Source organism: Stenotrophomonas sp. STEN008 (genome assembly GCF_056760435.1).
In genome coordinates this window covers 26,318-35,708 of the sequence record NZ_JBRRET010000039.1, presented here as the reverse complement: position 1 = coordinate 35,708, position 9,391 = coordinate 26,318, and the positions used below count along the sequence as shown (strand labels likewise).

7 protein-coding genes are annotated in these 9,391 nt (G+C 67.8%); 1 reads left to right on the top strand and 6 read right to left on the bottom strand.

The window, feature by feature from the left end; genetic code table 11:
• Positions 1-119: 119 nt before the first annotated feature.
• From ACVOME_RS15750 to ACVOME_RS15725, 6 genes are all read right to left on the bottom strand, one after another.
• On the bottom strand, positions 120-1,661 hold the full coding sequence (locus ACVOME_RS15750) for an efflux transporter outer membrane subunit (protein WP_481505269.1): 1,542 nt from the start codon (positions 1,659-1,661) through the stop codon (positions 120-122).
• Entirely contained in the window at positions 1,661-3,217 is a 1,557-nt protein-coding gene (locus ACVOME_RS15745; protein WP_053516574.1) for a DHA2 family efflux MFS transporter permease subunit, read from the bottom strand. Before ACVOME_RS15745 ends, ACVOME_RS15750 begins: the two co-directional genes overlap by 1 nt.
• The gene (locus ACVOME_RS15740; RefSeq protein WP_065176210.1) at positions 3,214-4,380 is read right to left on the bottom strand and encodes an HlyD family secretion protein; all 1,167 of its coding nucleotides are present in this window, start codon (positions 4,378-4,380) and stop codon (positions 3,214-3,216) included. The genes ACVOME_RS15745 and ACVOME_RS15740 overlap by 4 nt, the downstream gene beginning before the upstream one ends.
• 155 nt (positions 4,381-4,535) lie before the next feature.
• Positions 4,536-5,645: a polyamine ABC transporter substrate-binding protein gene (locus ACVOME_RS15735; RefSeq protein ID WP_065176209.1), complete on the bottom strand. Its 1,110-nt coding sequence runs from the start codon at positions 5,643-5,645 to the stop codon at positions 4,536-4,538.
• 92 nt (positions 5,646-5,737) lie between these two features.
• Positions 5,738-7,135, bottom strand: a complete 1,398-nt coding sequence (locus ACVOME_RS15730) for a glutamine synthetase family protein (protein ID WP_065181214.1) — start codon at positions 7,133-7,135, stop codon at positions 5,738-5,740.
• The gene (locus ACVOME_RS15725) at positions 7,132-7,893 is read right to left on the bottom strand and encodes a gamma-glutamyl-gamma-aminobutyrate hydrolase family protein (RefSeq protein ID WP_065176208.1); all 762 of its coding nucleotides are present in this window, start codon (positions 7,891-7,893) and stop codon (positions 7,132-7,134) included. The genes ACVOME_RS15730 and ACVOME_RS15725 overlap by 4 nt, the downstream gene beginning before the upstream one ends.
• 161 nt (positions 7,894-8,054) lie before the next feature.
• Between ACVOME_RS15725 and ACVOME_RS15720 the strand changes: the two genes are divergently transcribed.
• The gene (locus ACVOME_RS15720; protein WP_262218342.1) at positions 8,055-9,332 is read left to right on the top strand and encodes an NAD(P)/FAD-dependent oxidoreductase; all 1,278 of its coding nucleotides are present in this window, start codon (positions 8,055-8,057) and stop codon (positions 9,330-9,332) included.
• Positions 9,333-9,391: the final 59 nt, after the last annotated feature.

The following is a 9,391-nucleotide window of genomic DNA, read 5'->3' as shown; positions in this document are numbered from 1 at the left end:
CGCGGGGGTGCTTCTGTGATCGCGGTTGTCCGCCGCGGGCGGGTGCGCCGCGGGCTGGCGCCGGGCCCACCCGCCTGGGCGGCGGCCGGGTCCGGCGGCCCCCCCCCCGGCGGAGAGGATCAGCGAACAGCCACCGGCGGCGCCTCCTGCCAGCCCAGCCCCAGGCTCTTCTGCAGCGCCACGTACCGCACCAGCAACTGCAGCCGCGCCTGGGCGGCGGCATCCTGCGCCTGCAGCCGCTGGCGCTGCACGTCCAGCAGATCGATCTGCGAGGTGGCACCCGCCTGTCGACGCTGGCTCATCAACGCCAGCGAATGGTCCGCCGAAGCCTCGGCGCGGACACTGGCCTGCAGTTGCTGCCGGGCCGCACCGAAGCGCGCCAACGCGGTGTTGGCATCCTGCAGTGCAGCCAGCACCGTGCCCTCGTAGGCCGCCAACCGGGCCTCATTGCCGGCCCGAGCCTGGGCCACACGGGCCTTGTTCACGCCGAAGTCGAACAGCGACCAGCGCAGGAACGGGGCGACGATGGTGGCGGCTGAATCCCGCCCCAGGTCGGAAACCGAGGTGGCGCCCGCGCCGATGCTGCCCAGCAGGGTCACCTGCGGAAAATACGCCGAGATCGCCTGGCCGATCTGCGCCGAGGATGCCGCCAGCTCGCGCTCAGCCTTGCGCACATCCGGCCGGCGCTGGATCAACGCGCCCGCATCGTCCACCGGGACGCTGGCCGGCAGCACCGGCAGCGGCTGGTCTGCCGCCAACCGCGCATCCAGCGCCCCCGGCTCGCGGCCTACCATCAGGGCCAGCACATCACGGGCTTCGTCGGCCTGTGCCTGTAGCGGCGGCAGCGCAGCCTGCTGCTGTTGCAGCTGGGCCTGCGCGCGCTCCACCTGCAGGTCCGAATCCGCACCGCGTTGGCGGCGCTGACGGGTCAGCTGCAGGCTTTCATCGGCGGCTCGGAGGTTGTGCTCGGCCAGGGCGATACGCTCGCGGCTGCTGCGGTAGCCGAGGTAGACCTGGGTCAGTTCCGCGGCAAGCTGCACCTGCGCATCGGCCAGTGCTGCGGCGTTGGCCTCGGCTTCGGCGGCGGCCTGCTCGGCCGCGCGGCGTCGGCGGCCGAGCAGGTCCAGTTCCCAACTGGCGTCGAAGCCGGCCACGTACAGCTCGGTGTCCAGATCGATATCGGCGAACTGCTGGCGCAGCTGCGCCGCCTCCTGCGGACGGCCGTTGGCCTCGGCCACGCCGGCGATGTTCTCGCCCAGACCGCGCACGCTGTTTTCCAGCGAATCCGGTGCCTTGATGTTGGCGTAGCCCGCCGCCGCGCCCACGCTGGGCAGCTGCTCGGCGCGGCGCTGTCGCTGCAGCGCGCGCGAGGCCAGCAGCTTGGCCTGGGCGGCGCGCAGGTTGGGGCTGTTGCGCAGCGCTTCGTCCACCAGCTGGTCCAGCAGCGGATCGTTGAGCGCGCGCCACCACTGGCTGGGCGGGCTGGCGGGCTGCACGCCGGCCTGCGCCGCGCGTGGGAGCTGCGCCTGCGCGGTAGCGACCGTGGCCACGTCCGGTTTCACGTAATCCGGCCCCACCATGCAGCCCGCCAGCAGCAGCGGCAGGGTGGCCGGGCACAGCCGGCGCAGAAGGAGGGAAACGGGCAAGGTCGTCGAAGTCATCAGTGCATCGCCAATGGAACGCCCTTGGGCAGGGGCTTGAGCAGGAAGACCAGCGGCAGGGTGGCCACCACGATCAGGCCGAAGATCCAGAACAGGTCGTTGTAGGCCATCACCATCGCCTGCATCTGCACCGTCTGCGCCAGCACGGCCATCGCCTGGGTGGCGTCGCCCAGCTGCTGGCCGTAGGCATGCAGCGCGTCCTGGGCGATGGTCGAGTTTGCGGTAACGCTGCTGCCGATCGCATCGATGTGCAGGGTGGTGCGGCGTTCCTGGAAAGTGGAAATGATGGCCAGCCCGATCGAGCCGCCGAGATTGCGCGCGGCGTTGAACAGGCCGGACGCATCGCTGGTGTACTCGCGCGGCACCGAGGTGATGGCCGCCTGGTTCAACGCCATCATCGCCAGCGCCAGCCCACAGCCCTGCAGCAGCTGGCCTATGACGAAGTGCGGGCCGATGCTGTCCGGAGTCAGCCCCAGATTGACGAAGCAGGCAGCGGCGAAGCACAGCATGCCGCCGAACACCATGATGCGTACGTCGACCGTTTCCAGCATCTTCGGCATCAACGGCATCAGCAGGATGGTCGGCAGGCCGGCCAGCAGCAGCACATAGCCGGCCTGCTCGGTGTTGTAGCCGGCGATGATCGCCAGGAACTGCGGGATCATGTACATGACCCCGAACAGGATCATGCCCACCGCCATCACCATCACGAACACTGCGCCGAAACTGCGCTGGAACAGGATGTTGAGGCGGATGACCGGCGCCTTGCTGGTGAACTGCGAAAGCGCGAGCAGCGCGAAGCCCAGCACCGAGACGATGCTGAGAACCACGATCATCGTCGATTCGAACCAGCGCTCGCGCTGGCCGTCTTCCAGCACCACGGTAAGCGCGGACAGGCCGGCGGTCATGCCGACGATGCCCAGCCAGTCTGCGCGCAGCAGCCCACCCCAATCAGACGTTTCATGCGGAAGGCCGAGCAGCAGCAGGGCAACCAGGCCGGCGCAGATCGGCACGTTGATGAAGAACGCGTAGTGCCAGCTGACGTTCTCGGTCAACCAGCCGCCCAGCAAGGGGCCGATCACCGGGCCCAGGATGACGGTCATGCCGAACAGCGCCGTGCCCAGAGGCTGCTGCTTCGGCGGCAGCCGCGTGCCGACGATGGTCAGCGCGGTCGGGATCAGCGCACCACCGGCAAAACCCTGCCCTACCCGTCCGGCGATCATCATCGGCAACGAATCGGCCAGGCCGCACATCACCGAGAACGCAGTGAACAGCGTGGCGCAGATCAGCAGGAAAGTGCGCAGGCCCAGCGTGCGCACGAACCAGCCGGTCAGCGGAATCATCACGATTTCCGAGACCAGGAAGGCTGTGGAGATCCAGGTGCCTTCGGTGCCGCTGGCACCCACTTCGCCCTGAATGGTGGGCAACGCAGCGTTGACGATGGAGATGTCCAGCGTAGCCATGAACGAACCGATGGTGCCGGCCGCCACGGCCAGCCAGGCCGCAGCATCCGCCTTGCCTCCGGCGACAGGTGCTGCATGGGCACGGGTGGCGTTCATCGCGCCGGCGCGGCCATGGCCTCGGCCTCGTCCTGGGTGCGCTCGCGCGCATCCTTTGCATTGCGGGTATCGACGGTCACTTCCACCGACATGCCCGGCACCAGCACCTTGCGTGCTTCGGCACCGGCGTCCACCCGGATGCGCACCGGCACGCGCTGCACGACCTTGGTGAAGTTGCCGGTGGCGTTCTGTGGCGGCAGCAGCGCGAACTGCGAGCCGGTACCCGGCGAAATGCTCTCCACCGTGCCGCGCAATGGGGTGCCTGGCAACGCATCGACCTTGATTTCGGCCGCCTGGCCGGCGCGCATCAGCCCCACCTGGGTTTCCTTGAAGTTGGCAACGAGGTACAGCGAAGCAACCGGCACGATGGTCATGGTGCGGGTACCGGCAGCAACAAACTGGCCGACCTGCACGGTCTTGTTGCCGACACGGCCATCGATGCGCGCGCGCAGCTCGGTGTCCTCAAACGCCACTCTGGCCTGCGCAGCGTCGGCCTGCGCCTGCTTCAGTCCGGCCTGGGCCTGCTCGAGCTGGGCCTGGCTGGCTTCGATCTGGCTCTGCGCGCCCTGGATCTGTGCCTTGGCCGCATCGTACTGGGCCTGGGCGCGCTCGACATCGTGGCGCAGGCTTTCAACGTGTTCATGGGTGTCTGCACCACTGGCCGCCAGCGGGGTGAAGCGCGCCAGCTCTGACCGGCCGAAACGCAGCGAGGCGGCGGCCGCGGTGAGCTGGGTCCGTGCCTGCAGCAGGCTGGACTGCTGGCCCTGCACCCCAGCGGCGGCAGCGGCGATGTCGGCTTCGCGCACGGCGATCACGGCCTCGGCCTGGTCCAGCGTGGCACGGTAGGTGCGCGGGTCGATGCGCAGCAGCGGTTCGCCAGCCTTGACCCACTGGTTGTCCTGCACCAGCACTTCGGTGACGTAACCGTTGATGCGCGGAGCGACCGCGACAGCGTCGGCCTGCAGATAGGCGTTGTTGGTGTCCTGCAGGTAGCGGCCGACCAGCAGGTGGTAGATCAGCCAGGCAACCAGGGCGATGACCACGACGACGCCGATGATGGCCAGCGTCCAGCGGACCTTGGGGTTCTTCAGCGGCGAAGGCTTGTCCTCGGTGGAAGGCGTTTCGTCAGGGGCGGCGTCGGCGCGCTGGGGCTGTTCGGTCATTGTCTGAAGGCGGTGGTCGGTGCCATACGGGACGGTAGGGGAAGCGATGCGGAGGCAAGGTGAAAAAGAAACGGAGGCCATTGGCCTCCGTTTCCTGTGCGCTGACGTCTGCCCGCACCCGCCGGGCATGGCCCGGCGCCGGCGCCATCGTCATCTCACCTGCCGGTCTTCACCTCGGTCCACAGACGGGTGTACAGCTTGTCCGTCTCCGGGGTGTTGATCGAATAGGTGAACATCTTCGCGGCCACATCGGCCGGCGGGTAGATGGTCGGGTCGGTACGGATCGCCTCGTCCACCAGCGGGGTCGCGGTCGGCACCGGGTTGGCGTAGTGGATGAAGTTGGTATTGGCCGCAGCGACCTTCGGCTCCAGCAGGTAATTGATGAACTTGTAAGCGGCTTCCGGATGCTTGGCGTCCTTCGGGATCGCCAGCATGTCGAACCACTGCGGTGCGCCTTCCTTCGGAATCGAATAGGCGACATGCACGCCGTTGCTGGCCTCCTCGGCGCGGTCGCGGGCCTGGATGATGTCACCCGACCAGCCGACCACCAGGCAGGTGCCGCCGTTGGCCAGCGAACCGACGTACTGCGAGGAGTGGAAGTTCTGCACGTACGGGCGGATCGACTTCAACAGGTCGGCCGCCTTCTGCAGCTCGGCCGGATCGCCGCTGTGCGGGTCCAGGCCCAGATAGTGCAGTGCGATCGGGATCATGTCGGCCGGCGTGTCCAGGATGGTCACGCCGCAGTCCTTCATCTTGCTGATGTTCTCCGGCTTGAACACCAGGTCCCAGCTGTTGGCGATGTCGGTGCTGCCGCCGAAACGCTCCTTCAGCATGTCCACGTTGTAGCCGATGCCGGTGGTGCCGACCATGTACGGCACGCCGTAGCGGTTGTCCGGATCCTGGGTGGCGATGCGCTTCATCACCGCCGGGTCCAGATTGGCCAGGTTCGGGATCTTGCTCTTGTCCAGCGGCAGGAACACGCCCGCCTGGATCTGCCGGCCGAAGAAGTTCAGCGTCGGCACCACCACGTCGTAGCCGCTGTTGCCGGCCAGCAGCTTGGTCTCGACCATCTCATCGCTGTCGAACACGTCGTAGGTCACCTTGATCCCGGTTTCCTTCTCGAAGGTCGGGATGGTGTCCTCGGCAATGTAATCGCTGTAGTTGTAGACGTTCAGGACCTGGCTGTCCTGACTGCCACCGTTGCCACCGCCACAGGCGGCGAGCATGGCGGAGGCCAGGCCGAGCGTGAGGATACGCAGCTTCATCGGGTGCTCCAGAATGCGGGGAGGGGGGCCGGCTCGGGCCGGCGACGGATGCCAGCCTACCCCCCGGCGGCGGATTTTTCTATTCCACGCTTTCACACGTTCAGCAGCAGGAACTCGCGCTCCCACGAGCTGATGACACGGAAGAAGGTCTCGTACTCCTTGCGCTTGACCGAGATGTAGGCCCGGCAGAAGCGCTCGCCCAGCAGCGCCTGCAGTTCGCCGCAGCGCTCAAGCCCGTCCAGCGCTTCGCCCAGCGAGCGCGGCAGGTTGTAGCCCAGCTCCTTGGCGCTGCCGGTGACCGGCGCGTCCGGCGCCAGCCGCTCGCGGATGCCGAGCAGGCCACAGGCCAGGGTGGCGGCCATCGCCAGGTAGGGATTGGCGTCGGAGCCCGCGAATCGGCTCTCCACCCGCATGTTCTCCGGTGTATCCAGCGGCACGCGCAGGCCGCAGGTGCGGTTGTCGAAGCCCCAGTGCACGTTGCTCGGCGACACCTCGCCGAACACCAGCCGGCGATAGGAATTGACGTTCGGCGCGAAGAACGCCATCGCCTGCGGCGCATACTTCTGCAGCCCCCCAAGATAATGGCCGAACACCGGGCTGAACTCGCCTTCGGCATCGGTCTCACCGGCGAACACGTTGCTGCCATCGCTCACCCGCACCAGGCTCTGGTGGATGTGCATGGCGCTGCCCGGTTCGTTCTCCATCGGCTTGGCCAGGAAAGTGGCGTACACGCCGTGGCGCATCGCCGCCTCGCGCATGGTGCGCTTGAACAGGAAAACCTGGTCGGCCAGATCCATCGCATCGGCGTGGGTGAAGTTGACTTCCAGCTGTGCCGCGCCGGATTCGTGGATCAGCGTGTCCACGTCCAGCTTCATGGCATCGGCGTAGTCGTACATCAGGTCGAGGATGGGATCGAACTCGTTGACCGCATCGATCGAATACGACTGCCGCGCTGTTTCCGGGCGACCAGAGCGGCCGGCAGGCGGCAGCAGTGGGAAATCCGGGTCGGTGTTCTTCTGCACCAGGAAGAACTCCAGTTCCGGCGCCACCACCGGGCGCAGGCCCAGCTCGGCGTAGGCCGCCAGCACGCGACGCAGCACATTGCGCGGCGCCAGCTCATGCGGCTCGCCATTCTTGGTGTAGCAGTCATGGATGATCTGCGCGGTGGCATCGGCGGCCCACGGCACCATGCGCACGGTATCCGGATCCGGGCGCAGCATCATGTCCGAGTCCGACGGCGAGGTCAGTTCGTAGTAGTCATCCGGAAACTCGCCGGTGACAGTCGTGGCGAAGATGCCCTCGGGCAGGCGGGTACCGTAGTCGTGCGAGAACTTATCGGCGGGAATGATCTTGCCGCGCGCGTTGCCGGTGATGTCGGGCACCAGGCATTCGACTTCGGTGATACGCCGCTCCTTCAGCCAGCGCAGCAGGCTGCTCTCCTGCGGTGCGGGGGGCGTTGCCGTCTTGCGCGGGCGCGTTCGGGAACTCATCGGGAATCCAGTTGGTTCTGTTGATGCTGCCGGCAAGCTTGGCCGAACGCACGGAAAATAGCGTGATAGAACGGCGCCTGCATGACGCGCCACTCCGGGTGCCACTGTACGCCGAGCACGAAGCGGTGGCGCGGGCTGCGTGCCGCCTCGACCAGCCCGTCATCGGCGCGGGCCTCGACCTGCAGGCCGCTGGCCAGGCGGGCAATGCCCTGGCCGTGCACCGAATTGACCTGCACCCTCCCCTCGCCGTGCCAGTCCGCCAGCCACCCATCCGCCACCAGTGTGACCGCGTGGGACGGCCCGTACTGCACGTCCACGGGTGCCTGCGGATCTTCGCGATGATCGGCCAGCCCGGGTACCCGATGGACCTGTGGATGCAGGCTGCCTCCCAGGGCGACGTTCAATTCCTGGAAGCCACGGCAGATCGCCAGCACCGGCAGGTCCATCGCCAGCGCCTCGTCCAGCAGTGCGAAGGCATTGGCATCGCGCGCAGGATCATGCGCATTGCCGGGCCAGCTGCGGCCACCGTCGTAATGCTGCGGCTCGATGTTACTGACCGCACCGGTCAGCAGCAGACCGTCGAGGCCCTGCAGCCAATCGCGCGCCGGCAGCGGCGGCTGCAGGCTGGGCAGCACCAGCGGCGTGACCTCCGCCGCCTCGGCCAGGGCGCGGACATACTTCTCGCCGGCCACCGCAAAGCGATGATGGCCAAGCACCGTACTGTCGGTGGGCAGGCCCACCCAGGGCAGGCGACGCATGGGGAAACTCCTTGGCGTGCAGACACGTTACCCGCAGGTGCGCGAGTGCGGCAAGTCGTCGCCATCACGCGCGAGGTGCCAAGTATCGGCGAAACTGGGGGCGTGAACGCCGATCAACCTCCTCCGCCCCGTCTTCCCACCCTGCGCCCGCGAGGCCCGCAGTGACGTCCGCCTTTCCAGCCAGCTGGTATGCCGCCAGCCTGCCGGAGCCGGCCGCCCTGCCTCCGTTGCAGGGCGACGTGCAGGCCGATGTCGCAGTGCTCGGTGCAGGCTACACGGGCCTGACGGCGGCGCTGGAACTGGCCTCACGCGGCCAGCACGTGGTCCTGCTGGACGCCCAGCGGATCGGCTGGGGCGCGTCCGGTCGCAACGGTGGCCAAGCGCTGGTGGGCTATGGCTGCGAGGTGGACGAACTGGAACGGCAGCTGGGCCGGGACGATGCCCGCCATCTGTTCGACTGGTCACGTGACGCCGTGCAGGCCATGCGCACCCGCATCGACCGCTACGGCATCGACTGCCATTGGCGTGAGGGCCACGCCAGCGTCGCCATCCGTGCCCGCCACGAGCGCGAGCTGCGTGCCCACTGCGAGCACCTGCAACAGCATTACGATTACCCGATGCAGTGGTGGGATCGGCAGACACTGCGTGGGCAGCTGGACAGCCCGCGCTATCGCGCGGCCATGTTCGATCCACTCAGCGCACACCTGCACCCCCTGGCGTATGCGCGCGGCCTGGCCGACGCAGCGCGCGCGGCCGGGGTGGTCATCCACGAGAACTCTGCGGTCACCCGCGTGCAGCGCGGGCCTCGCCCGGCCCTGCACACCGCGCACGGCAGCGTCAGCGCCGCGCATCTGGTGATCGCAGGCAATGCCTGGCTGCAGGGCCTGCTGCCAGTGCTGGAGCACCGCATCATGCCGGTAGGCACCTATATCGGTGCCAGTGCGTGCCTCGGCCCAGAACGGGCCCGCGCCCTGATCCGTAATGACATGGCAGTAGCAGACACTGCCTGGGCGCTGGACTATTTCCGCCTGAGCCACGACCACCGTCTGCTGTTCGGGGGCCGCGCCAGCTACTCGGCGCTACCGCCGCCCGGGCTGCGCGGAGTGATGCAGCGACGCATGCACGCGGTTTTTCCGCAGCTGGCCGACGTCGCTCTCGATCAGGTCTGGGGCGGCTATGTCGACATCACCCGCAACCGCGCCCCGCATTGGGGACGGCTGGACGGCAATCTGTACTTCGCGCAGGGATTCTCCGGCCACGGCGTGGCGGCAGCCGGCCTTGCGGGTGACGTGATCGCCGCGGCAATCGCCGGCCAGAGCGAGCGCCTCGACGTGTTCCAGCGCCTGAAGCACGCGCCGTTCCCGGGCGGGCGCCTGCTGCGCATGCCGCTGCTGGTGGCTGCGATGTCGTGGTACAGGCTGCGGGATGCGTTGTGGTGACGATATCAGCGCCCTTGACGGGACTCCACGGCAGCGCGACTTGATCCCTTCACACCGAT

Bases quoted from the DNA above. Each gene is read 5' to 3' on its own strand.
- ACVOME_RS15750 (WP_481505269.1), bottom strand. From the start codon at position 1,661: ATGACTTCGACGACCTTGCCCGTTTCCCTCCTTCTGCGCCGGCTGTGC.
- ACVOME_RS15745 (WP_053516574.1), bottom strand. From the start codon at position 3,217: ATGAACGCCACCCGTGCCCATGCAGCACCTGTCGCCGGAGGCAAGGCG.
- ACVOME_RS15740 (WP_065176210.1), bottom strand. From the start codon at position 4,380: ATGACCGAACAGCCCCAGCGCGCCGACGCCGCCCCTGACGAAACGCCT.
- ACVOME_RS15735 (WP_065176209.1), bottom strand. From the start codon at position 5,645: ATGAAGCTGCGTATCCTCACGCTCGGCCTGGCCTCCGCCATGCTCGCC.
- ACVOME_RS15730 (WP_065181214.1), bottom strand. From the start codon at position 7,135: ATGAGTTCCCGAACGCGCCCGCGCAAGACGGCAACGCCCCCCGCACCG.
- ACVOME_RS15725 (WP_065176208.1), bottom strand. From the start codon at position 7,893: ATGCGTCGCCTGCCCTGGGTGGGCCTGCCCACCGACAGTACGGTGCTT.